The organism is Microbulbifer maximicatervae (SeqCode) (genome assembly GCF_052466985.1).
This window is the reverse complement of record NZ_CP174298.1, coordinates 867,246-892,778: the sequence shown is the minus strand read 5'-3', so window position 1 is coordinate 892,778 and position 25,533 is coordinate 867,246. Positions and strand designations below refer to the sequence as shown.

16 protein-coding genes are annotated in these 25,533 nt (G+C 47.2%); 4 read left to right on the top strand and 12 right to left on the bottom strand.

The window, feature by feature from the left end; translation table 11 throughout:
• A complete protein-coding gene (locus ACJJI3_RS03950) occupies positions 1–453 on the top strand; it encodes a PaaI family thioesterase (protein WP_444941565.1) in 453 nt (150 codons plus the stop codon).
• Between the two features lie 81 nt (positions 454–534).
• Here ACJJI3_RS03950 and ACJJI3_RS03945 read toward each other — a convergent pair whose 3' ends face one another.
• From ACJJI3_RS03945 to ACJJI3_RS03895, 11 genes are all read right to left on the bottom strand, one after another.
• A complete protein-coding gene (locus ACJJI3_RS03945) occupies positions 535–3,522 on the bottom strand; it encodes a di-heme oxidoredictase family protein (protein WP_444941564.1) in 2,988 nt (995 codons plus the stop codon).
• Positions 3,523–3,892: 370 nt separating this feature from the next.
• Positions 3,893–5,932 (bottom strand): asparagine synthase (glutamine-hydrolyzing), encoded by a 2,040-nt coding sequence (asnB, locus tag ACJJI3_RS03940; RefSeq protein ID WP_444941563.1) that lies wholly within the window; start codon positions 5,930–5,932, stop codon positions 3,893–3,895.
• A 41-nt stretch (positions 5,933–5,973) separates the two neighbouring features.
• A complete protein-coding gene (locus ACJJI3_RS03935) occupies positions 5,974–6,975 on the bottom strand; it encodes an aspartate/ornithine carbamoyltransferase family protein (protein WP_444941562.1) in 1,002 nt (333 codons plus the stop codon).
• 172 nt (positions 6,976–7,147) lie between these two features.
• Positions 7,148–8,608, bottom strand: coding sequence for an efflux transporter outer membrane subunit (locus ACJJI3_RS03930; RefSeq protein WP_444941561.1), 1,461 nt, complete (start codon positions 8,606–8,608; stop codon positions 7,148–7,150).
• A 40-nt stretch (positions 8,609–8,648) separates the two neighbouring features.
• The gene (locus ACJJI3_RS03925; protein WP_444941560.1) at positions 8,649–9,770 is read right to left on the bottom strand and encodes an HlyD family secretion protein; all 1,122 of its coding nucleotides are present in this window, start codon (positions 9,768–9,770) and stop codon (positions 8,649–8,651) included.
• Positions 9,771–9,772: 2 nt separating this feature from the next.
• Complete coding sequence (locus ACJJI3_RS03920; protein ID WP_444941559.1) at positions 9,773–9,985, bottom strand: DUF1656 domain-containing protein; 213 nt, start codon at positions 9,983–9,985, stop codon at positions 9,773–9,775.
• 17 nt (positions 9,986–10,002) lie between these two features.
• Entirely contained in the window at positions 10,003–12,183 is a 2,181-nt protein-coding gene (locus ACJJI3_RS03915; RefSeq protein WP_444941558.1) for an FUSC family protein, read from the bottom strand.
• A 325-nt stretch (positions 12,184–12,508) separates the two neighbouring features.
• The gene (locus ACJJI3_RS03910) at positions 12,509–13,357 is read right to left on the bottom strand and encodes a NosD domain-containing protein (protein ID WP_444941557.1); all 849 of its coding nucleotides are present in this window, start codon (positions 13,355–13,357) and stop codon (positions 12,509–12,511) included.
• Between the two features lie 86 nt (positions 13,358–13,443).
• Complete coding sequence (locus ACJJI3_RS03905; protein WP_444941556.1) at positions 13,444–14,292, bottom strand: right-handed parallel beta-helix repeat-containing protein; 849 nt, start codon at positions 14,290–14,292, stop codon at positions 13,444–13,446.
• A gap of 405 nt (positions 14,293–14,697) precedes the next feature.
• A complete protein-coding gene (locus tag ACJJI3_RS03900) occupies positions 14,698–16,872 on the bottom strand; it encodes a malate synthase G (RefSeq protein WP_444941555.1) in 2,175 nt (724 codons plus the stop codon).
• Between the two features lie 176 nt (positions 16,873–17,048).
• A complete protein-coding gene (locus ACJJI3_RS03895) occupies positions 17,049–17,984 on the bottom strand; it encodes a LysR family transcriptional regulator (protein ID WP_108733532.1) in 936 nt (311 codons plus the stop codon).
• A gap of 114 nt (positions 17,985–18,098) precedes the next feature.
• Here ACJJI3_RS03895 and ACJJI3_RS03890 point away from each other — a divergent pair, with 114 nt between their 5' ends.
• From ACJJI3_RS03890 to pta, 3 genes are all read left to right on the top strand, one after another.
• Entirely contained in the window at positions 18,099–19,697 is a 1,599-nt protein-coding gene (locus ACJJI3_RS03890; protein WP_444941554.1) for an isocitrate lyase, read from the top strand.
• Between the two features lie 235 nt (positions 19,698–19,932).
• Positions 19,933–21,135, top strand: coding sequence for an acetate/propionate family kinase (locus ACJJI3_RS03885; protein WP_444941553.1), 1,203 nt, complete (start codon positions 19,933–19,935; stop codon positions 21,133–21,135).
• Positions 21,136–21,137: 2 nt separating this feature from the next.
• Entirely contained in the window at positions 21,138–23,312 is a 2,175-nt protein-coding gene (gene pta / locus ACJJI3_RS03880; RefSeq protein WP_444941552.1) for a phosphate acetyltransferase, read from the top strand.
• A 6-nt stretch (positions 23,313–23,318) separates the two neighbouring features.
• On the opposite strand, the gene ACJJI3_RS03875 is transcribed toward pta, so the two are convergent.
• Positions 23,319–25,526, bottom strand: coding sequence for an acetyl-CoA hydrolase/transferase C-terminal domain-containing protein (locus ACJJI3_RS03875; RefSeq protein WP_444941551.1), 2,208 nt, complete (start codon positions 25,524–25,526; stop codon positions 23,319–23,321).
• Positions 25,527–25,533 lie beyond the last annotated feature (7 nt).

Sequence of the window (25,533 nt, the reverse complement as noted above, 5' to 3'; positions counted from 1 at the left end):
ATGAATTGGCAGAACAAGAAACAACCCCCGTTCAATGACCATCTAGGTGTAACCATAGATAATTGGCAGGAAGGCCATGTTGCAATCAGCGTAGAAGTACAACCGGAACATCTGAATACCCACGGTGTACCCCACGGTGGTTTTATTACAACATTAATCGATATCGCTGGCTCTTACTGCGGCCTCTACTGCCCCCACCCCAACCGCCGTCGTAGAGCTTTTACACTTTCTTTAACAGCAAATTTCACCGGTCAGGCAAAAACTAATCAACTCACTGCGATAGGTAAGCTAACGAGTACTGGACGAAAGATATTCTATTCATATACAGAGATATACGACAGTGAAGGAACTTTAATTGCTACCGGCCAAATGACTATGCGCTATCGTGGTGGCAGTGAAACATTAGATGGTGAATTAATAGAAGGCGACTCAGTAAAGGAGGTAGAACAATGAAATGTCTATCTTTGACCGACTACAACTGAGCCGGCCACTTTTAGCGATACTTGTGGGGGAAAATTTTTATATCAATAAAGTCTACAAAGATTGTAAGAAATCTAACAGATCAGCCCGCTCAGAAATACTCATTGACTGAAACTTTTCCCGGCTATCCAAAGCCTCTCCAGCATGCCACAAAATAGCTTCCTCGACGGTTCGCGCTCGCCCATCATGTAATAAGTTACTGTGCCCATTTACAGCCTTTGACATACCCAACCCCCATAATGGCGGAGTTCTCCATTCCTGATTGAAATCGGCAGACTCACTCAAAGAATCAGCCAACCCCTCCCCCATATTATGAAGCAGTAAGTCAGTATAAGGGTATATGGTATTCCCCCTAAGTTCAGCAAGAGGATGGCTATGATCAGTACTCATTTCCGATCGATGACAGGAGTCACATCCAGCTTCATAAAACAGCTTCTCTCCTGAGAGCACAGAATCTCTGGAAACGCTACCTGGATTGCGGGGCGGCGCTCCTAAGGCTTGAAGGTAAACAACCAAGTCTCGCAGATGCTCTTCCGAAAGCTCAGCTGAATGCTCACTATATTGCCAACAGTTTATCTGCTCATACCCACAATCCGCGCCTCCTCCATTAGTAGTGACCCCAATATCACTATTGAGTGCATCACGCGTAAAACTGGTTAGACTGGCATGGCTGGCCTTCCAACCAAACCGTGCGACATATGGAAGTTCACCAGTTGGCTCTTTTACCAGTGCAGCGCGCCCAGAAATTCCATTTTCATCAGAATCATTAGGATCATGCCATTCTAATATTTCAGACTCAGGCACTGCCTCAAGCAACCCGAGCCCCAGCATTGGTTGAGGCATCCGTGGGGAAAAGTAAACTATATCGCTCCCTTTGCCATCGAGCTTATTAATACTGTATACAGGCTTCCTTAACGTGTACTCGGTACCATCTTCATAGTGGTTCACGACCTCTTCATAAGTAACTACCACCTGCCCTTCCACTTCTATCTTTTCGTCGGAAGAAACAGTTTGTAATAGATGGCCAAAGTAGTGATGAGGTAATACTTGACCCTGGACATTAAGTCCCCCAGACCCCAGTTTCATGGCCATCGTCTCGGGAAAATAGCCGTTCTCTGGAGCCTGTCCACGTCCATTATTTATATGACAAGCAAAGCACGAGTGCTGTACTTTAAGATCAGTGGCTAATTCTGCTAGCTCTGAAAACCTCGGATTTCCTTCTTCCTCATGATCACCAGAATTAAAATCGGTATGGAACAACCTTCTGCCCCGCAAAAATATATTGTGGGTATCCCAATGAATATTCGATGCCTCTTGCATATTTGCTGTCCAGTCAGCAATACCACTCTCGACAATGTAACTATCGTATATGCCTGTCCCGTCCAAAATTGGATAGGTAACTTCGGTAGCGTCGTCTGACCCACCACTTGTCCATGCACCGTCGGCTCCAGCATAGTAAGTCAAAGTCTTATCTGATAAGTTTTCCGAAATAATCTCAGAAGCTGGTACAGAATCCCCCGCTATTATCGGGACAGCTGTCGCGTTACCTCCAGCTCGTATACTTTCATCAATATCGCTATCATTAACAAGATAGATACCAGGTTCACCCAACTGGATACGATAAGTATTTGTGTAGTAAATAGCTTGGCCTTCTACATTTTCATCCCCATTGTATCTTCCCAAAAATTGCTGAAATTCAAATTCCATCCACTCGCCAACTTCCAGAACACCGTCATCTCCATCGTGCGCATCAAAAGTAATTAAACATACCCATATTTGCCCTTTCCCATCCTCATCAGCCTCAACTAAAGGATCCACCTCAAACCTAGCGTTATTATTAAAATCTGCTCGATACACATTGGAATATGCCGATCGGCACTCTGGTGAGCGGTAGTGGGCATACTCAGGGGAGTAATAGATTTCAATTAAACTTTCACCTTTTGGGGTGTGATCATGAATCTCAAGACCAAAAGTCCTATGTTCAAAATAGAATGTTGGGAAAGTATAAAATGATCCCTCAGACTCATGGCGTGATCTAGCTCTACCACTGGCGAATGTCACTAGGGTTCCATCCTCTTTTATATACCAATTTTGAGCTTCACCAGCAGGATAAGTTTCATCGAAAAGAGGAATGTAACTTAGCAGGCTATCTGTGGGGATGGAATCCATTGCCTTATCAAATAACATGAGTTCCCAAATGGTGTAATGCGAGCTACCCTCACTTAACTCATCACCTTGAATTCGCAGATAACGGTAACTACCGGATAGTTTATGGCTATCAATTCGTGAACCGTACTGCCCATCGCCAGTAGTGACAAGCGTTTCCCACTCATTGCCATAATTTGAAGCCTGAATTTCGTAGCTAGCAGCATTATCTTCACCCCAGTCTATGATTGCCTTCGTCAGCTCAGTTGGTTCTCCAATATCCAGTAGTAAATAAGCCGTATCGCCCCCAGCCTCCCAGGCTGTACTTCTCAGACCATCAATAGCAAAATTACCTTCCCCAAAAGAAGACAAGATTGAGGCGTCCAAGGCAATATTACGCCCTACATTGCTCGGAGTTTCCTCTACGGAGTCGTAAACAGGTTCGCCATATACTTGAAACTCATAGATAGAATAGCCCCAGAAATTTCCATTACTACGAGTCAATCCATTAAGCCGTATATAACGAAATTTTCCGGATACTTGAAGAATGTCAGTTCTATCTCCAAACTCTCCATCAGAATACTCTGCTAACAGCTCCCATCCCTGCCCATCATTTGAACCTTCAAGATTATATGTATTTGCATTTGCAGCCTCCCAATAGAGCACCACCTCCTTTAATTCAGAGGTGGTGCCCAAATCAATAGTAAAAGTACTGGGATCTGTTTGATGTGAACTTTCCCAACGTGTACCCATGTCATTATCAACAGCCAAAGATGCCGACTGCACCTCTGTACTTGCAGTAACACTCTTCTCTTCAGAAAGTAATTCAGCAATTGCATTTGAACAAAAAACGGATAATAAAATTAGGACAAAACTTGCAGAAACTATATTTCTCATCAGGGCACCTATTTTCAATAGATATAGGAAGATCCCCCATAATGCGAGAGCCTCACCATCCCTGTAAGAAGTATATGCTCCTTCAATTAGCCCCACCGATATGGTGAAGTCTTCCAGCTTATAATTATTTTATTGGTTAGAAGTGACTAGCTAGATATCAGGGATTAGAAAAATAGAGACTCTTGTAAATACAACCATTAACGTAATAACAATCCTATTAACCAGCGCCACCCAAAATCTCAATTAAATTGTAATTTATATCCAATTATTATCATTATCTATTCGATCAATAGGTAGGGATCAGCGTTAAACCGGACCAAAAATAGAATACTACGTCAACAGTGAGATCTGCTTCACCCTCTAGTACCCTCTAACTTTTACGATACTTAACCATACGATCTAAACTCCAACCAAGAATAGAAGATCTTTCCTGCGCCAACAATGGCAGATCAGCTTCAATAAAACGCTTATATAATATTTGCACTCCCAAGATATGATTGAGCATCGCATCCAATTGAACCTTTTTTGATCGATGTAGGGTCGGCAATTTATACTCTTCAATTAAAGTATCTATTTCCGAATATCGCAGCAATCCAGCTAAATTAACCTCCTTTGGGCTGAGAAATTTCTCAATAATTCGCTGCACCCAAGTCCAAGCTCCGGTAACGGTCTCTACCGGAGGAGCCATGAATGCAAATTTTTGCTTTTTATATAGAACATCCGGAAGAACTCCCTTCATCGCTTCGCGAAGAACATACTTTTCTGTAGTTCCGCTAATCCTGACCGATGGTGGGATTTGTATAGCAAACGCAGCCAGGTGATGATCGAGAAAGGCCGGGCGGGTTTCAATGGAGTGTGCCATATCCACTCGATCACTTACCCAGCCCAATATCTGGGTCTCAAACATAGTTTTAATCCAAACATACTGAGCTACATCCAGCGGATGTCTATCTTCGAGTTGTGATAAATCTAGCGTATCAACAATTGCCTTCCCGGCATCATAACCAGATATTTCTTTACGCCACTCTTTGTTAAGCAATTTTTCTGCTTGATGATGACAGCTTAACCAAGATTGCAAGCATGTAGGGGTGAATCCTAAAGTCCGTTCCATTCCCTCTGATCGAAAACTATCAATTGGCAGCATAGCTCCCTTAAATAAGCTATTGCTCCTTTCTAGATGTTGCTGCCAGGTTCTTCGTTTATTCAACTCAGTTTCAGATGTGCCATACAAGTAAAAATCTTTTTTAAATGCAGGATACCCAGAAAATAGCTCATCTGCCCCTTCCCCAGTAATTGCAACCTTGTAGCCATTAGACTTAACAGCTTTACTGAGCAAAAATTTAGCTACTGATAATGTATTGTAAAATGTCCTTTCGGTATGCCAGATGGTTTCTGAATAATTTTCATATATTTCTTCATCAGTTACCTTTACTATGAATTGGCTGACACCAATCTCACTCGCGGCTTCCTTTGCGATATGAGACTCATCGTAATCCGGATTTTCAAACGCTATCGTAAAGGCGGTGAGATCCTGCTGCGAAAGCGACTGCCCTACTCCAAGCAAGCTACCCGAATCAACACCACCTGAAAGATAATAGGTTACTGGGACATCAGCTTGAAGCCTCAAAGACACGGAGTCTATAATTTGTTCCCGCAAACCCTCAATATAATACTCATCAGACTTGTCACGAGCATACTCATCTGAAATCAAAAAATCGATGTCCCAATATTTATGTTGAGTAACAACCAGTTCAGTGTTGTCTCGCTTAACTTTTGTAATGCACCCAGGTTCAACCTGGAAAACCCCTTCAAAAGCGGTTGTTCCAGGAATCGATACCTGAATAAGCTGGTGATACACTCCATGCGCTGTTAGTCTTCTTTGGACATCAGGGTGGGCAAACAAACTTTTAATTTCAGAACCAAATACTAAACCTTTTTTGATTCTTGCCCAATAAAGTGGCTTCACTCCAAACCGATCTCTAACCAAGTAGAGGCAGTCCTCCATTTGATCGTAAACGGCAAATGCAAATTCTCCTCGAAGATGTTTAATAGCCCGAACAAGACCTAACTCCGCAATAAGATGCAAGATAATTTCGGAATCACTTTTACCTAAAAAAGAAACTCCAGAGGCCCTCAGTCTGGCTCTTATTCGCTGATAATCATAGATTTCACCATTATGAACCAAATAGTAACGACCATCTTCTGACACATAAGGCTGAGAAGCACGCTCTTCACTCAGGTCATTGATCGATAAACGCACATGACTCATCCCAAATCCTAGACCTGGAGGGTTTGTAAAACCTACACCATCCGGGCCACGGTGGAACTGGATAGCCGCCATATTTAGAAGGAGTTGACCATCGACAGGCATTGCACGCGCACTATGAAGAATTCCAGCTATTCCGCACATAGACGACACCCTTTATTGGGATCATTTCGAAACTGGAGAGGCTAGATAATGTCTACAGCCTCACTAGGGCGACCACAGATAGCCATTGCCAGCGCCATCCTGACGTACACACCACCTTTTGCCTGTATAAAATACCAATTATGGGATGTATCATCCAGATCACTATCAAGCTCCCCCATTCGGGGTAAAGGATGCAACACAATAGCTTGTTTTTTCAAAGGAGAATTATTATCTATAAAATATCCAGACCCAAAATCTCTATGCCCCATTGTTTTTAGGGATATAGCATTCATATAGACAACATCGAGTCGGGGAAGAGTATCTCCAACCTTATCCGTTAACCTTATTTTTAGACCTTTTTCCTGAAGTATTGATAATTGCGCTTGCCGAAACGGTTCTTGCTCCTCCTCATCACAAAGCACAAAAACCTCTGAGAAAAACTCAGGGAAACAGCTCATGAGTATCAATAGGCTTCTCGCCGCTCGCATTCGAGCTGGCGCTCCAATTAAGCCAATGGAGAATTTTCGCCCTTTTCCTGATAGAATGTTGGGATTCCACTTTAGAAGTGCATATAGATCGATAAGGGATTGCGTGGGGTGCTCATCTATCCCGTTACCAGCATTGATGATTGGTATACTTAAATTATTGGACATAATTTTCACTGAATCTTCAGAAGAATCCCTCAAAACTACACAATCACCATAATTACTTACCATCTCTGCAACGTCTCTTAAGCTTTCTCCGACACCAATACGTGTTGTCTCTTTATCTGTAATTGAAACGGTGCTCCCTCCAAGTCGCAGCCAAGCGCTTTCAAAAGATAGTCTCGTCCTGGTGCTCGACTCAAAGAATGCGCTGATTAAGATTTTATTGTTTAAATGACATGAGAATTTTCTGTTATCTAGCTCACAACGAGCGGCAAGTCTGAGTAACTGCAATATCCCATCTCTATTAAGCTGACTGCTCGATATAAGACTTTTACCAGTTAGGGACTCTAAGTATCTACCCCGCTCTGGGATAGTCTCTACCAGAGCTTTTGCCATCAAATTTGTATCTTTGTCGAACGAAGTGTTAGCCACCATAACCAAAACCTAAATAGAATTTGACGGGACAATTATCGCTTGAATAATCTGTGTACAGATAAAGCACTTACAATACGGTTACTTAAATTCATATATCTAGTACCACCATCAAACTAAGAAGCTTCAACCAATCTTATTGAACCTTGTTCCAATACGGTGTTCTTTCTAGCATTTCCTGCTGAATGTCTTCCGGAAGAAGTTGAAATGGTGGAATTCCCTGCTGTATCTGCCATCCACCTCCGAGCGATAGATATACCTGCACCAGATTCGCTGCCACGGCGCCTCGCGCTACCGCCAAAATATCCTGCTGTTGAACATCTGATACCAGAGTAGTTATCACAGTATCGAATTCAACCTGACCATTGGTATATTGAGACAGGGAAATATCGACAGATCGCTGGGAGGCCTGGGCAGCCACCTCATAATGAACCAATTGCCTTTGAGACTTTATATAAGCGACAATAGCGTTCTCCACATCAGCTTGCGCTAACAGAACTATTTGCTGATAGTCTGAGACTAACTGCTGGAAAATCGCATCCTGTAGCCTGACATTGCTCCGAAGTCTTCCGTAGTTAAAGAGATTCCAATCAAATTCAATAAAAAGGTCCCAGGCACTACTGCTGCCATTAAGTTGACCGCCATTGATATCGATAGCCCCTATCTCCCCACCGATACTAAAATTTGGATAGAGTTCCGCCCTCGCAACACCTATTAACTCACCTTGAGCTGCCAGCCGTCGCTCTGCTGCACGGATATCGGGTCGCTGCCTTAGTAGATCCTGAGGCATACCAACAGTAACGACTTTGGGAATCATAGGTATGGATGAGGGAAAAGAGACTATGTACCTCAAACTATTAGGAGGTATTCCCAAAAGGACTGCCAGGGCATTTTCAAACTGCTGTAAGCTTATCTCCAGTCCCGGCACGCTGGCTTCTGTGTTACTGAGCAAAGCCTGAGCTTGCTCCGCATCCAGTGCACTGACCTCTCCTGCACGAAATTTGACTCTCGCGATCCTTAAACCTTCACGCTGCACACGAATGTTTTCCCGGGCAACTTCCAGTCTGCGTTTCGTTGTGCGAATATTGATATAGGTTTGCGCCACCTGGGCAATAATAGAAACCAGCACACCATCATAGTCCGCTATGCTGGCTTCAAAACCTGCTGCGGCCGAATTAACAAGCCTTCTTAACTGCCCCCAGGTATCTAATTCCCAAGTCAAGTTGAAGTTCGGGTAATATTCAGTCTGCAAATTACCGGTGATACCCGATCGAACATACTTTGAACGATCAATAAGCCCTTCAAGCTGTTGCGTTTGCGGGTATTGGTTGCCGATTGCAATTGCAAGCTGTTGCTGGGCCTGAAGAGCCCTGAGAGCTGCTGAGCGCAGCTCCAGGTTATTCTCAATAGCCAGTGAAACTAATTCATCCAGCGTCACATCTGAAAATGCCCATTGCCACCACAAAGGGTTGACCGCTTCCATCGTATCCAGTTTTGAGCTGGTCTGATAGATCCACTCGCTTTCGATCTCCACCGGCGGGGGGTGATAATCAGGCCCCAGCATACAGCTACTACCGAAGCTGAGCAGCAACGCCAACAGGCACCCTTGTAGGCACCGTATTAACCCTTTCCTAAAACTATTGAGACTGCACCGGTTCATCTTGCTCGGTGCCCGCAGAATTGCTCATTACTAGCACCGAGCTGGTAAATCCAACACGAAGCTTCACAGATTCGGGGACTTCTGTCAGATGAATCCTGACAGGAATACGCTGTGCAAGGCGAATCCAGTCAAATGTGGGATCTACCATTGGCAACAAGTCATTACCCGCAGTTCCATCTTTGCGAGCAATACCCCAGCCAATACTTTCAACATACCCCTCCAACTCTAGATGAGGGTAAGCCATCAACTTCATAAATGCCTTATCCCCCGGAGCGATCCGACGAACAAAAGTTTCGCGAAAAAAACCATCAATGCGAAAAGTACTTATATCAACTACAGAAAGTGCGGGTTGGTTGGCGACAGCCTGATCACCGTAACGAAAATCTATATTTGTGACATAACCAGTAACCGGAGCAACAACTGTTGTGTATTCGAGATTTAGCCGCGCCTGCTCTAGCAGCGCAAAAGCCGCACGAACGCCCGGGTTATCGGCTCCAAGCGCACCCAACTGTGCTCTAACCTGCTCCAGTTCCGCCTGGGATTGCTCCAGAGCAGCCATAGATTCCACCAAACTGGCTTCTGCACCCGCTCGATATTCAATTGTGGATTCATACTCAGCCTGAGCCGCTTGCAATGCTCTTACTGATGTTGCCCTTTGCGGTAACAGTTCTCTCTGCCGGTCATATTCAGCCTTGGTCCTTGCAACTTCTGCATCAAGAGCCCCAATGTTACTTTTAGCCAGATCGATATTTGCTATGGATTCCCTTATCCTGGCCTCATAAGCGAGAACATTTTTGTTTTGAGCTCGGTATGTGTCGAGAGCTTCCTCGTATTCAGCCTTAGCCTCTTCCAAAGCTGCTTCGTATATTCGAGGATCGATCTGAAACAGGAGTTCTCCAGCTTTAACAAACTGATTATTTATAATTGGGAGTTCAACTACCTGGCCAGTTACCCGGGGCGTAACTTGTATAATATCTGCCTGAACCTTTCCATCCCTGGTCCAGGGGTTATTGAGATACCTCCAGAACTGAAGGACAAGTAATAGCAAAGCTAAAAATACTATCAATCCAGTAAGTATGTATTTTCTGTATTTAGTCACTACTATATCCCCAAGAATATCCTTCCTATAAAAATTGCATAAATTAAACTGAGGGAGATAATGACAATCGGCGGATTTGCAAAGTATCGGGACAAACGATACCGATCCAAAAGCCTAGCGGTTAACAATGCCGCAACAACACCAAACAATGCTATCACTAATATTGGAGATAGATAGAAACTGCCTATTGATATATCATGCGGCACTCTTTCCATTTAAAATCCTACAGGCATTAAAGACACCTTTCCTCGCAAAAAGCCTTCCAGTCCACAGTTTCCGAAAGACGACGAAACTCTACCAAATAATTATTTATACAGTGGGTAACACCCAAGAAATAAAGGAAATTTGTTACACCCTCCCTGGATTTTTCACTACATTCTCTTAGCTCCATCAACTCACCAACATCAATGTTTGCCCTCTCAAATATTCTTCGATAACCTCTCCGCAGGGATTCAATATCAACTTTCTGATTGCCGCCAGAGAAATAAATCAGTATTTTGCTAGCTAACCTTCTCCATATGAACGCCTCACGAAGCAACCTTTTAGGAGCCACAAAATTAATTTTTTTCTTATCTATCTTATATAAAAGTTTAACCTGGTTGGATATCAACATAACCAAACCTATAAGGCTTTGCATCTGACTTCTGGTCATACCCCGCATTTTTTTATCAGAAATACCCTCCACCCAATAGAAAACTCTCTTTCTTGAGATCATAATAATATTCAGGTGGTACAATATATATAACCGGAAAAACAATGATCTCCTCTTCTTTTTCGGAATATCACCCTCCACCACCAGCCATGCGGCACTATTGAGAATTCTATCAATACTTCTCTTCAGGTTTATTTCTGGGTGGGCAGTGAAGGGGATATTTCTTGAAACGGCCAAAATACAAAAAATTATTGCCAACACAAATAGATAATTTGTGTAAACCACAAAACTATACTCTTGAGAATTATTAAAATTAAAAATAATCTGGGGAAAGATAAGAACCAGGGTTCGTATCATCGACTGGGGTCCAAAGACCTTATTTGAGGAAAAGCTTACTACAAACGTCCACACAAAGATCACGACAGCCAACGAATAAAACCCATGCAATTTCGGCATTAAAAAGAAATATATAGGTGCCGATAATATGCACACTAAAATCGTGAAAACACAGGTTTCAAACAATTGAATTTTGGGGGTCATTGAGGCGAGAATACCTATTACTGTTATCAGTAATATAACCAGTAATCCACCAATCATGTCAGGGATAAAAAGATATGCCAGATAAGCGATCCACATTCCCATCTGAACACGGACAATATTAGTCAACCTGTCTGGGTCGGGCATCAAAGCTCCAAGCCACCCTATACCGTCACTACTTACCTGTCTCGAATAGGAGTCACCCCGGGTTTGTATATCATTTACTGAATCAATCAGAGATCGGGTTTCTACCTCCAAGTCATTTAAGGATTTTCTAGTAACGGCTAAAGCAGCGGTTTCAAAGGTTGACAGCCTCTTTACCTCTTCAATATTTCCTCGAACCACTCTTCCATTGGCACTATCTGCTGGTCTTTCCCCTGAAAGCGCTGCCTCCACTTGCGCGAGGCGCCCCTCAATGTCAGGCATATATTCCTCTACACCAATAAGGAATTTTGATATACCCAGATCACCTGAGAGTGCTAAGCTTTCTTCCAACTTCAAGAGGGATTGCGTGACGGCTGTCGCAGATTGACCAAAGTGACCCCACTGCTTTCGACATTCCCACACCTCATAACTATCTGAGCTCGCATCGCCAATGGCTGTTTGTAAGCGCGTATCAAGCTCTAAAAGAGCAACACGCTTTTTACGCCTAATCTTTATTTTCTCGCCACTTCTAACCCGAGAAAAACAATTATCCACAAATCGACGATGTTCTCTCAATAAATCCAGAGATGCTCTTCTTAACTCACCACGACTACAGTTAGGCCAGATCAAAACGGCTACCAATCCGTAGACAATTATTCCGAGCAAGGACTCCTGAATACGTAAAACCCCAGCCTTGTAGGAGATAGAGAAGTCGCCACCAGTCACATCCCACAACAAAAAGATGACATACCCACTTGTAAGCCAAAAATACTGGTAGTTTGATCTCTGCAAAAAATAAACGCAGATAGATACCCAGATAGATAGGGCGATCATAAACAACCAGCGATCCTGTGGAAATAATGCGACGATTATCCAGCCAGCCAGCAAGGCAAATAGCGTCCCTAAAATCCACAAAATGGCTCGATTAAGAGACTGCCCCAGATTCGCCTGACTGCAGACAATAACAGCAAATCCACCCCAAAAAGGCTTCTCCCAATTCAGGCCCAAGGCAATGGCATAAACGATCACTAAAGCTGTTGCTAGCTTAATCGACTCTTTAACATTACGAGACAACTGCAAAGCTTTCTCCGACCATTTCTACATACTATTAATTCGTCATTTTGATCTATGACACAGCAATATATCTTCACCCCGAATATATACTGGATAACCAAAAGGAAGTATGGCATACCAAGAGCTAAAGAAATTCGCTATCGGCGAGCTTATCTAAATCAGCCCCAGATCTAAGAATCAATCCAAATAATATGAAATATAAAAGCTGACAAACAATAAAAATAAACGCCTAAACCACCCAAATATGCAGGTACATCCTTATAGACTTTTCCTTTCTGCAAGCCTAAAGATCAAGATTATGACTAACTGAGCCACACCCCAAATACACTACTTATAAATCTTTAAGGCATGAAGGGAACGAAGTATTTGCTGTATTGCCAGACCAAATATTGGTCCCAGAACTACAATCTGAAGCCTCGTTGTCATCTAAAAGGTCATCAAAACCACTGCCTGCTACTGTATTTCCACTAACTACATTGTCCATATTCTGAATGACATATGGACCTCCTATCGCTATGCCCCAAATTTCATTATTCTGGACATTATTACTGGCAATAACACAAAAAGAAGCACCTACAGTCACACCATCAATTATTCTTGCTCCCAGGCTTATAGCAACAGCATTACCTTCTAAATAATTATTCCCAATATAAGAAAAGAAACCAAAGCCACCTATTCCATTTTCAAAAAAACCAGAGACACTATTTCCAATTGCAACATTAGCCACCCCTTCCAGCACAATACCCGATGCCTGAACATTAGTGGTGTTTGACAAGGTATTCTGTCGGATAAGGTTACTATCACTTTCTGCAAAAACGCCTGCGCCACTGGATTCCTCGACGGTCACACTGAATACTTTATGTAGGCCACTCCCCGCCAACTCCAATCCAGTTTCACAATTACTAACAACTCCACCCGTCACAACTCCTGAAGTTCCTAACATAAGTACCCCAACCCCATCGGTAGTGCATTCAATTGCGCCTTCACCAGACATTACAAGACTACCGTCAGGACCTTCAACCGTTATTGCTGGATCTTCGCTGCAAGAAAGCTCACCAGTAAGAGTCTGCGCGTCAGTAATAGTATCGCCACATTCAACATCCGCAATGCAGACTGAAGAAAAACATAGAGTTGACATCATCACCCCAGGAGCAAGAAGTGTTTTTGGAGAGAAGGACATTGATGGAACCTCAGCAAGTAGAATATAGCTTCACCAAAGTGTCGCCTCTTTACGATCAACCCACTATAGGAATATTTTCTTAACTTCTAAAGATTTTTAAGGCAGGATGGAAATGATGTGTCAGCAGTATTGTTAGACCACACATTTAAGCCATCACTACAATCTGACTCTTCATTATCATCCAAAATATCATCATTACCACTTCCAGTTACAGTATTCCCTGTCACTAAATTATCCATGTTAGGATATGTATAGGGTGCGCCTATTCCAATTCCCGTACGTAGACTGCCTACCACTGTATTACTTTCAATTACGCAATACGAAGCACCTATACTCTCTCCATCAACTACTAATGCACCCAATATAATCCCCAACTCACTATTCTCTACATAATTATTTCCAATATATGAATAGAAACCAAAGCCAGCTATTCCATATTCTAAAAATCCGGACACATTATTACCAACGGCAACATTTCTCTCACCATCTAGCTCCAAACCAGATGCTATTACGTTAGTAGTGTTCGACACCGTGCTTTGACGAATTAGATTACCGTCACTTTGTGCAAAAATTGCTGCGCTAGAGGATTCTTCAACTGTTACACCAATCACTTTATGGGAACCATCTCCATCCAACAACAACCCTAAATCACAATTAGTGACAACCCCGCCCATGACAAGCCCAGATCTCCCCAGCATATGGATTCCTATACCATTAGTAGTGCACTCAATAGAACCCTCACCTTCTATCACAAGGAAACCCTCCGGCCCCTCAATAGTTAGCGCTGGATCATCACTGCAAGATAATGCGTCAGTGAGGACTTGAGAATTGGCAATAATATCTCCGCATTGGACAGCCAAACTACCGGTAGAATAAACACATGAAAGCAGCATCACTAATCCAGTCGCGTAGATATCCTTTGGGTAATTAAACATGGATTGAGCCCTGGTAAGAATGTAAAAAAATATCACCTCAGTATCGCCTGTCCGTATTACCCTGCCATAGGAACATCATCTCAATCCATAGAAAATAACATGCTTGCACAGACCAATTCCCAAACACACATAAGAAGAATTCTTCCTGCTTCATCAACCCCTCTAAGGTGCACTGCTTATTTTGCCTTGGTCACCCAATCCAATAACGAATAACAAAGATGAAAAACTCTGCAAGTTAGAGTTCCATAATTTAACTTAAGAGCCAATAGAGAAGCTACAGGATTACCCGCAGCAAAGTGGATTAACGCAGAACAATCAAGCTCGTGCCAATTAATTAATAATCCAATGACCCCTAAAATAAAAAAGGCCCCATTGGGGCCTTTTCAATCTCAGCTAGCTCAGCAATTATGCATTTAGAGCTTTAAACTCGCGTCTACGGCGGTGCAGAACCGGCTCGGTATAACCATTCGGCTGGGCACAACCTTCGAATACCAGCTCACAAGCAGCCTGGAAGGCAACGCTCTTATCAAAGTTCGGTGCCATATCGTTATAGTTGGAGTCGCCGGCATTCTGGCGGTCTACCACAGCAGCCATACGCTCCATGGTTTCACGCACTTGCTTTTCGCTAACGATACCCTGCTTGAGCCAGTTGGCGATATGCTGAGAGGAAATTCTCAGGGTTGCACGGTCTTCCATCAGGCCGACATCATTGATATCCGGCACCTTGGAGCAACCCACGCCCTGCTCTACCCAGCGCACTACATAGCCGAGAATACCTTGGGCATTGTTGTCCAACTCAAGCTGGATATCTTTAGCATTCCAGTTGGCTTCAGCCGCTACCGGAACCGTTAAAATATCTTCCAGCTTAGCGTGATGGCGATGTTGAATCTCTTCCTGGCGGCGATTCACATCCACTTTGTGGTAGTGCAAGGCGTGCAAGGTAGCAGCCGTGGGCGACGGTACCCACGCCGTATTGGCACCGGCCATTGGGTGGGCCAACTTAGCGTGCATCATGGCTGACATCTGGTCTGGAATTGGCCACATGCCTTTACCAATTTGCGCTCTGCCCTTCAGGCCGCTGTTCAGGCCAACATCCACATTCCATTCTTCGTAGGCGTTAATCCATGTGGATTGCTTCATATCACCCTTGCGAATCATGGGGCCCGCAAGCATGGAAGTATGGATCTCGTCACCGGTGCGATCGAGGAAGCCAGTATTAATAAAGACTACACGCTCTTTCGCTTCGGCAATACAAGCTTTGAGGTTCACAGTGGTGCGACGCTCTTCGTCCATAATGCCCATTTTTACTGTGTAACGGGGCAGATCGAGCGCATCTTCGATTCGGTTAAACAGAGTATTGGCGAAAGCCACTTCCTCCGGGCCGTGCATCTTTGGTTTTACGATATAGATGCTGCCTTCACGGGAATTCTTGATCGGGCTCTCACCACGGAGGTCATGCAAAGCGATCAAACTGGTGATCATGCCGTCGAGAATCCCTTCGGGGATTTCCTGGCCATCGCCGAACAGCACTGCATCGTTGGTCATCAGGTGACCGACGTTGCGCACGAACATCAGGCTGCGCCCCGGCAAGGTAACCTGGTTGCCGTTCGGGGAGGTGTACTCACGATCTGCATTGAGCTTTCGCTCAAAGGACTTACCGCCTTTGCTAATGGTTTCCTTCAGGTCGCCCTTCATCAGACCGAGCCAGTTGCGGTAAACCACTACCTTATCTTCAGCATCGACAGCCGCTACCGAATCCTCGCAATCCATAATGGTGGTCAGCGCGGATTCCATTAGCACATCTTTCACACCGGCATCATCGGTTTTGCCGATGGGGCTCTCGCGATCCACCTGGATCTCAAAGTGCAAACCGTGCTGCTTCAGCAGGATGCTGGAGGGCTCTTCACTGTCACCCAAATAACCAACAAACTGCTTGGCATCTTTTAAGGTGGCGATGTCGCCATTGGCCTGTACCACTTCCAGCAGTGAGCCATTGATGCGGTATTGCACCGCCTCAGCGTGACTACCACAGGTAAGCGGGGCCGACTGATCGAGGAAGTTGCGTGCATATTCGATCACTTTAGCGCCGCGAACCGGGTTGTATTCCGTACCTTTTTCCGCGCCACCCTCTTCACTGATCACATCTGTACCGTACAGTGCGTCGTAAAGGCTGCCCCAGCGTGCGTTTGCCGCATTGAGCGCATAGCGTGCATTCATTACCGGCACTACCAGCTGAGGTCCCGCCAGGATGGCGATCTCTTCATCGACATTTTCGGTAGTTGCGCTGAATTCAGCAGGCTCGTCGGCGAGGTAGCCGATCTCTCGCAGGAAAGTCTGGTAGCCTTCCAGATCGCGGAAACCTTCAGGGTTGTCCGTGTGCCAGCGATCCAGGGTCTCCTGCAGTTCATCACGTTTTTCCAGCAATGCGCGATTTACCGGGGCCAAATCGTGGACAATAGATTCCAATTTGGCCCAGAAAGCTTCGGCGCTGACTCCAGTTCCTGGAATCACCTCCTCGCAAACCAGGTTGTAAAGTTCTGGTGCGATTTGCAGATCGCCGATTTGGACTCGTTCCGTCATACCCAGGGCCTCTCATCAGATTGTTGGAATAGCGGCATTCTAAACAGCCATTTCCACATACCGCTAATTTATAGACACAATTCCCACTATTCATAGATCGAATTTTTATGACAAAGCAGCTGATGTGTGTTTGCTCGGACAAAACCGCGCAGACACATCACCTTACTGCAATATCGTTACAAAGCGCGGCCAATATCGAGAATTAAACGGCGCAGCCAGCGGTGCGGGGCGCTCTGTTGCAACAGTGGGCTCCAAGCCATTTTTAACTCCAAGTTGGGAATATCCAGGGGCGGATCACGCCTCACCACGCGGGGATTATCACTGGCCAATTGGGCCAGGCGAGTGGGCACCGTTACGATTAGATCGCTCTGTTCAGCCAGCAGCATAGCTACCTGGTAGTGACGGGTGAAAACGGAGATATCCCGCTTCTCTCCCAAACGACCTATGGCCTCATCCACCCAGCCCAAGCGCTGTACATCTTCCGGGTTAACTCCGACACCCACCCCCATACCGGTCTTGCTCACCCAGATATGCTGGGCTTCCAGGTAGCTCTGCAGATTGTAATCCCGGAGTATCGGGTTATCGGCGCGCATCACACAGGAGAAGCTATCGCGCCATACGGTGGCCTGGTGAAAGCTCTGCGGCATGCTGTCAAAGCGGTTGATCACCATATCCACCTTGCCCTGCTCTACATCCACAAAGCTCACATCACTGGGCGTCATGATATCCAAGCTGATACCCGGGGCGTCATCCCGCAGTTGCTTTAGCAGCGGCGGTATCAGGGTGGACTCGGCGTAGTCACTGGCCATGATGCGGAAGGTGCGGCGGGTATTGGCGGGGTCAAAATCCCGATTTGGCTGGATAACCCGATCAATGGAGGAGAGTGCTTCGCGCACCATCGGCTGCAATTCCAAAGCCCTTTCCGTGGGCATCATGCCCTCACGGGTGCGCACCAGCAACGGATCGTCAAACAGTTCCCGCAGGCGCTTCAAGCCATTACTCATGGCCGGCTGGGACAGCCCCAGGTAATTGGCTGCACGGGTCACATTGCGTTCGCGCAGTAGCACATCGAGGTAAACCAGCAGGTTCAGGTCAGCTCTTTCCAGTTGCATACATCTATTCGCCAAATCGATAGTGAAAATAAAATCAATAAATTAGGCAAATTATGCCACTCCTCCTAAGATACTCAACACCTAATCGCAGTCACCGTTTAAGGATTTACAGTCATGTCCACTTACACTCAAGACATCGACGCGGTAGCAAAGCTCCGTGAAAGCCATGGCAGCTCCTGGGACGCCATCGATCCCGAATCTGTTGCCCGTATGCGTGCCCAGAACAAATTCAAGCACGGCCTGGATATCGCCAAGTACACCGCTGATATCATGCGCGCCGACATGGAAAACTACGACAAGGACACGTCCAAGTACACCCAGTCCCTGGGTTGCTGGCACGGTTTCATCGGTCAGCAGAAGATGATTTCTATTAAGAAGCACTTCGAAGGCAACACTGACCGCCGCTACCTGTACCTGTCCGGCTGGATGGTTGCCGCTCTGCGCAGCGAATTCGGTCCTCTGCCCGACCAGTCCATGCACGAAAAAACTTCCGTAGCCGCTCTGATCGAAGAGCTCTACACCTTCCTGCGCCAGGCTGATGCCCGCGAACTGAACGACCTGTTCCGCGAAGTGGACGCCGCTCGCGAAGCTGGCGATAAAGAAGCTGAGAAAGCTGCCCAGGACAAGATCGACAACCACAAGACTCACATTGTACCGATCATCGCCGACATCGATGCAGGTTTTGGTAACGCCGAAGCAACTTACCTGCTGGCCAAGAAAATGATCGAAGCGGGTGCTTGCTGTATCCAAATCGAAAACCAGGTTTCTGACGAGAAGCAGTGTGGTCACCAGGACGGTAAAGTAACCGTTCCTCACGAAGACTTCCTGGCCAAGATCCGCGCAGTTCGCTACGCGTTCCTGGAACTGGGCGTAGACAACGGTGTTATCGTTGCCCGTACCGACTCCCTGGGCGCTGGCCTGACCAAGCAAATCGCTGTAACCAATAAGCCGGGTGACCTGGGTGACCAGTACAACGCCTTCCTGGATTGCGAAGAAATCGATGCTTCCGAGCTGGCCAACGGCGACGTAATCATCAACCGCGAAGGCAAGCTGCTGCGTCCTAAGCGTCTGGCTTCCAACCTGTTCCAGTTCCGCAAGGGCACTGGCGAAGCGCGCTGCATCCTGGACAGCATCACCTCTTTGCAGAACGGTGCAGACCTGATCTGGATCGAAACCGAGAAGCCTCACGTTCGCCAGATCGGCGGCATGATGGATGAAATCCGCAAAGTCGTTCCCGATGCGAAGCTGGTTTACAACAACAGCCCGTCCTTCAACTGGACCCTGAACTTCCGTCAGCAGGTATTCGATGCTTGGTCTGAAGAAGGTAAAGACGTATCCGCATACGACCGCGCCAACCTGATGAGCGCCGAATACGACGACTCTGAGCTGTCTGCAGCGGCCGACGAGAAGATCCGTACCTTCCAGGCCGACGCGGCTCGCGAAGCTGGTATCTTCCACCACCTGATCACTCTGCCGACTTACCACACTGCGGCCCTGTCTACCGACAACCTGGCCAAAGAGTACTTCGGTGAGCAAGGTATGCTGGGCTATGTGAAAGGCGTACAGCGCAAAGAGATCCGCCAGAGCATCGCCTGTGTTAAGCACCAGAACATGGCTGGTTCCGACATCGGCGACGACCACAAAGAATACTTTGCTGGTGACGCTGCCCTGAAGGCTGGTGGTAAAGACAACACCATGAACCAGTTCGGTTAATCGACCGGTACGGTTTCAGTAAATTTGAGGCGGCACTTGCCGCCTCTTTTTTTGAACCCATTGGGTTCATCTCAAAGCACCGCAAGTTTGCCTACGCTTTGATCTCTGCAATTTTTATTACTTGGGCCGCTACTGCGGCCCTTTTTTATTCCGAAACTGAACTACCCCGGTTCTTTCCCTCGCAAAGACAACTCCTCGGCTAGCCTTAAAGCACCCTCGTTGAAATTCGCGCATCATGAGCGATCAAAATTTAATTCTGATATTCAATTGCGGCAGCTCGTCAGTGAAGTTTTCCGTGCTGGACCCGGATTCGGGTGCAGAACATCTTGCTGGTATCGCGGAAGCCCTTGGCACCCCCAAAGCCAAACTGGAGTGGCACTATCAAGGAACAGAAGACTCCCACCGGCTCGCGCTGGATAGCGACCACGCGGCGGTAATTAATGAGCTGGTAACACAGTTTGACCGAACCTGGTCAGAGTTACAGGATGGGTTAAAAGCGATAGGTCACCGAGTCGTCCATGGCGGCGAGCATTTCTCCAGCTCCGTTTTGATCAATCAGAAAGTGATGGCCTGTATCGAAGAGTGCTGTGACTTGGCCCCCTTGCATAACCCCGCTGCTCTCAAGGGGATCTACGCCTCCCTCGATGCCTTCCCCCAACTACCCCAAGTCGCCGTCTTTGATACCGCCTTTCATCAGCAAATGCCTAAGTACGCGTATCTATACGGGCTCCCCTACCCACTGTACGAAGAGCACAAGATCCGCCGCTATGGCATGCATGGCAGTAGCTATCAGTACATTTGCGAGCGGTGCGCTGAACTACTGGGAAAGCAGACTGCTGAACTCAATATTATTGCTGCCCACCTCGGTGGCGGCGCCTCTATTTGCGCCATCAAACAGGGGCGCAGTGTAGATACAAGCATGGGGCTTACACCTCTTGAAGGACTGGTAATGGGGAGTCGCTGCGGCGATCTGGACCCGGGAATACTCCTCTACTTACAGCAAGCGCTGGGATATACCCAAGCCTCACTTGAGCAGCTTCTAAATAGAGAAAGCGGTATGTTGGGCATATCCACCCTGAGCAGTGATTGCCGTGCACTGGAGCAAGCTGCCGAGAAAGATCATCAGGGAGCCAAACTCGCCCTGGAAATATTCTGTTACCGCCTGGCCAAATATATTGCTGCTTACACCATCCCCTTGGGTAGCGTCGATGCTTTGGTATTCACCGGCGGTATCGGGGAGAACTCCTCCGGGGTGCGAAGCCGGACCATCGAATGGCTAAAGCCCTTAGGCTACCAACTCAATCCCGAAGCCAATCAGAAAACCAAGTCGCAAGTGGAGGGCTTAATCTCTGCGCAGGAAACTCCCAACATCCTGGTAATCCCCACTAAGGAAGACTGGATTATTGCCCGGGATACATCGCGCTTGGTGCAGTCTTAAACATGCTGCGACACAGCAATGCCAGAACCCTGATGCTGGTTCCTCTGGAAGCGGGAGCCGGTATCACCTCTGTAAGCCTGGGTTTAATTCGGGCGCTAGACCGAAAAAGTATTGAGCTTCAATTTTTTAAACCTGTCGCCGAGCCCCCGCCACCAGACGGCACTATAGAGCGCACCACCGAAATTTTGCGGCAAACATCCAACCTGACCATCCCCAGCTCGTTGAGTGCCGAATATGCGGACTCGATGGTATCTACCGGAAAAATGGCGGATTTACTGGAAGAGATTCTCGCCCGCTTCAGACGAATCTCGGCGAAGGCTGAAGTCAATGTGATCGAAGGCGTGCTACCCAGCCGCGACAATCCCGTGACTAACCAGCTGAATTATCAAATTGCCAAAACCCTAGATGCGGAAGTGGTACTCGTCGCCTGTCCATCTCCCGGTGCCAGCGATTCAATCAAGCAACTTCGCGAGAGACTGGAATTTGCCGTTCGTCTTTATGGCGGCGAGGATGCAAAGCGCGTAGTGGGCTGCATCATCAATAAAGTGGGTCTGCCAGCGGAAATTATGGATACTCCCGGAGCTCATTTAATTGGACTGCATTCACAACTGGAATCTAGCAAAGAAAGCCCCCCTAGTCTGACCCCTGAGATACTTTCAAAGCAGATTCCACTGCGTATTGTCGGTTTTATTCCCTGGAATGCAGAACTGCTCTCCCCCCGTGCACTCGACCTGGCGCGGCACTTTAATGCAAAGGTACTCAATAAAGGAGAGCTGGAAACACGCAGGTTACATACCGTCACATTCTGCTCCCGCTCACTGCCCAATATGTTGAGAAGATTTAAGCCCGGGGCCATGCTGGTAACTTCTGCCGATAGGCCCGATGTGGTTGTGGGCGCATGTTTGGCCGTTATGAATGGAGTCAAAATTGGATGCCTGCTATTAACCGGCGGCTACCATTTGGACAAAGCCATTTTGAAACTGTGTACCCCGGCCATGGAAACAGGCCTACCCATTTTACTGGTACCTTCCAATACCTGGCACACGGTGATGTCACTGCAGACTTTTAATTTGCGCACCCCATCAGATGACAGAAATCGCGTGGACCGGGTGCAGGAATTTTTCGCCAGTCGCCTGGATGAAGAGTGGGTGGAATCACTGAGCCAACAAAGTGAAATCCCCAAACGCCTTTCACCTCCGGCATTCCGCTACCACCTCACGGAACTGGCCCGGCGCCGCACTATGCGGATTGTCCTACCCGAAGGAACCGAACCGCGAACCATTCGCGCCGCCCAGCTCTGCCTGGAGAGAGAGATTGCACACCCGGTTTTACTGGGCGAAGAAAAAGATATTTTCAAAATTGCTGAGCAGCAGGGGTTAAAGCTCAATAAAAAGTTGGAAATTGTCGATCCCAAGGCAGTGAGAGCACACTACGTTGAACCCATGGTTGCCCTGCGTAAAAACAAGGGACTTACTCAAGTAGTGGCACTCGAGCAGCTACAGGATAATGTGGTTCTCGGAACCATGATGTTGGCATTGGGTGAAGTGGATGGACTGGTGTCCGGAGCTATTCACACAACAGCCAATACCATTCGGCCCGCCCTGCAACTAATCAAAACCGCCCCGGATGAAGAGCTGGTTTCCTCGATATTTTTTATGCTGCTACCTGAACAGGTACTGGTCTACGGAGATTGCGCGATCAATCCCGATCCCGATGCACAGCAACTCGCCGCTATAGCCATTCAATCAGCAGATTCCGCAGCGGCATTTGGTATAGAACCCCGAGTCGCAATGATCAGTTACTCCACCGGCACATCCGGCAGCGGCAGCGATGTCGATAAAGTCCGCGAGGCTACCCAGCTGGCCAAACAGAAGAGACCGCAACTGATTATTGATGGCCCTCTTCAATACGACGCCGCCCTGATCCGCAATGTCGCCGCCCAAAAAGCCCCGCACAGCCCCGTAGCCGGCAGGGCCACAGTTTTTATCTTTCCCGACCTGAATACCGGCAACACTACCTACAAAGCCGTTCAACGCAGCGCTGATTTAGTGAGTATTGGGCCAATGTTGCAGGGGTTGCGCAAGCCAGTTAACGACCTATCACGGGGCGCACTCGTGGATGATATTGTGTATACCATTGCCCTAACCGCCATCCAGGCCCAGGGCAAGCTTCACTAATTTTATTTACTCCCGGCGCAGAGGCCTGCGCTGGTCGATATACTCATGTAATGCGGCAGCAACGATATAGGCTTCCAGCCTGTGCTCATAGGTCTCTGTATGATCGTACCCCATTCGCTGCAAGCAGCGTTGGATATAGTCGGCACTTGAGGATTTATCGTGCCAAACCCGGCGGCCTTTAAAAATATTGGCCAGCACTTTCCACCAACTTTTATCAGCGGAGCGCAAGTGCTGTAGGGCCACCGCTAGCAGGGCTTCCTCATCAGAGAAATCAGTACCCAGTGGATAGTGAGGCAGTTCCGCCAGGCATTTTTCGTCATTGAATACACTGGCGAGGTGTTCAGGTGTGTTTTTATTGAAACTCTCGGGAATCGAAAAGCTTTTTTCTATCTTCCCCGCGTGCTTGGCCTGCTCTAGCAATACAGCTTGAAAGCGGGTATCACAGATACTGAGCATGGCCACCATTACATCCCGGTCTGTTTTACCACGCAAATCGACTGCGCCATATTCCGTCACAACCACATCGCGCAAATGCCGGGGAATAGTCGTGTGAGGATATTCCCACACAATATTACTCTCGCAGATACCATCGCGCATTCGCACACTGGGGAGCGCAATAATGGATCGGGCCCCAGGCAAGTCCCAAGCCTGGGCGACAAAGTTATATTGCCCTCCCACCCCACTCACCACGTGGTTATCCACCAAGGCATCCGAGACAACCGCTCCCCCAAGAGTCACCATCATGGCCGAATTTACAAAGCGCGCATGCTGTCGCTGCGCCAGCTTTAGGTCTCTTTGGGATTGGAGGTCATTGGTAAAACTGATGTCAATCATATCGAGACCTGCACCCTCCTTAGGGTCCAGATCCCGCAACTCTCGATACATAAGTTCCGGCCCCAGATAGAAGCCGCCATGTAACCAGATCCCCCCAGCGATCTTTTTATTCAGGCAACTACCAATTAGACGGCGGCGCCCATGTTCGCTGTGAAGATCACACTCCTCTTCTTCACCATCAGGAGTCAGCAACTTATGGCCCCGCCAACTGTAGCTGGGGTCCACAATGCCAAGCTGCTGTAAAAAATCTGTATCTGCCACGGTTAAAGGGCAACTGATACGGCCAGCATTCTTTAATGCCAGTAGTGTTTCTTCCTGCACAGTATCAGTAATCTGATCGCTATCGAGCAGATGTTGAATTGTTGCATCAGCGTAGACTCTACGGGTCAGAACCCCCGCTCTGCGCAAATGGAGAAAACCGTGGGGCACCATTTCACTGGCCCCATAAAGGCCCCGCTTAAAGGTGCCAGTACATAGAGGCAGTTCCTCTCGGTAGCGCTTAGCATCCTCTTCCACCAAGTCATCCAGAATCCGGCAAAAGAGGGCGTTTTCCTTATGCCTCAAGCGCAGTACATGGCAAACCGCATCTCCCAGGGCGCCGATACCTACTTGAAGGGTTCCTCCATCTTCAACCAGACTGGCGATATGGTAGGCGATGCTGTATTCGGTAAAGGTTACTGGCAGGGCCGGAGCCGCAAACAGCGGCGTATCAAAAGTTTCGCCTTTCAGCAAAAAGTCAAAAGCACTGGCCAGTAGCTCACTGCTTCCATGGATATAGGGCAGCTGTGTATTTACTTCACCCAATAAAAACAGGGGGTAGTCCTTGCGCTGAGCAGCCAGCTTTAGCACAGGCAGTGTCAGGTCTGGGTTGCAACTTAAACTGAACTTACCTCCACACTCTGAAGGCGCCACCATTTGCGCAATAACGTTAACCCCCCGACTGATCAGCTCACCGGGTACCTGGGTATAATTTGCACTCACGTAGTGTTGCTGCGCATAGTTGTTGCCGAGCAGCGAACCGGGCTCCATAAAGAATTCAATAACCTGGATATTACCTGGCAGGTGCCCTTTCCTCCTCGCGGGAACATAAGCAAGGTCTTGGTATTGACTGTAATGGGTATCCAGAAGTGGCTGGATAAAGCGCCGGGAAATATCACTATCCCCACGGGGGCGCTCCAGCGTCAGGGCCGTAAATATCGTCAGTGAAATCGTATGATCTTCTGCCGCTCGAGCGTATAGCGTATTAGCGAAATGGTTTGCCTTACCAAGCCCCAGCGGTAATGCCAGAACTATTTTCTTGCCGACAACTTCTAAAAGCTTATCGACACACTCCTCGGCACTGGTAAAGCTCTCTGGAGAATTCTTGTGCGCAGATTCCATCGGAGGT

What these genes read in the sequence shown, in the direction of transcription:
- ACJJI3_RS03950 (WP_444941565.1), top strand. Translation starts at nt 1, where the DNA reads ATGAATTGGCAGAACAAGAAACAACCCCCGTTCAATGACCATCTAGGT.
- ACJJI3_RS03945 (WP_444941564.1), bottom strand. Translation starts at nt 3,522, where the DNA reads ATGAGAAATATAGTTTCTGCAAGTTTTGTCCTAATTTTATTATCCGTT.
- asnB (WP_444941563.1), bottom strand. Translation starts at nt 5,932, where the DNA reads ATGTGCGGAATAGCTGGAATTCTTCATAGTGCGCGTGCAATGCCTGTC.
- ACJJI3_RS03935 (WP_444941562.1), bottom strand. Translation starts at nt 6,975, where the DNA reads ATGGCAAAAGCTCTGGTAGAGACTATCCCAGAGCGGGGTAGATACTTA.
- ACJJI3_RS03920 (WP_444941559.1), bottom strand. Translation starts at nt 9,985, where the DNA reads ATGGAAAGAGTGCCGCATGATATATCAATAGGCAGTTTCTATCTATCT.
- ACJJI3_RS03910 (WP_444941557.1), bottom strand. Translation starts at nt 13,357, where the DNA reads ATGTCCTTCTCTCCAAAAACACTTCTTGCTCCTGGGGTGATGATGTCA.
- ACJJI3_RS03905 (WP_444941556.1), bottom strand. Translation starts at nt 14,292, where the DNA reads ATGTTTAATTACCCAAAGGATATCTACGCGACTGGATTAGTGATGCTG.
- ACJJI3_RS03900 (WP_444941555.1), bottom strand. Translation starts at nt 16,872, where the DNA reads ATGACGGAACGAGTCCAAATCGGCGATCTGCAAATCGCACCAGAACTT.
- ACJJI3_RS03895 (WP_108733532.1), bottom strand. Translation starts at nt 17,984, where the DNA reads ATGCAACTGGAAAGAGCTGACCTGAACCTGCTGGTTTACCTCGATGTG.
- ACJJI3_RS03890 (WP_444941554.1), top strand. Translation starts at nt 18,099, where the DNA reads ATGTCCACTTACACTCAAGACATCGACGCGGTAGCAAAGCTCCGTGAA.
- ACJJI3_RS03885 (WP_444941553.1), top strand. Translation starts at nt 19,933, where the DNA reads ATGAGCGATCAAAATTTAATTCTGATATTCAATTGCGGCAGCTCGTCA.
- pta (WP_444941552.1), top strand. Translation starts at nt 21,138, where the DNA reads ATGCTGCGACACAGCAATGCCAGAACCCTGATGCTGGTTCCTCTGGAA.
- ACJJI3_RS03875 (WP_444941551.1), bottom strand. Translation starts at nt 25,526, where the DNA reads ATGGAATCTGCGCACAAGAATTCTCCAGAGAGCTTTACCAGTGCCGAG.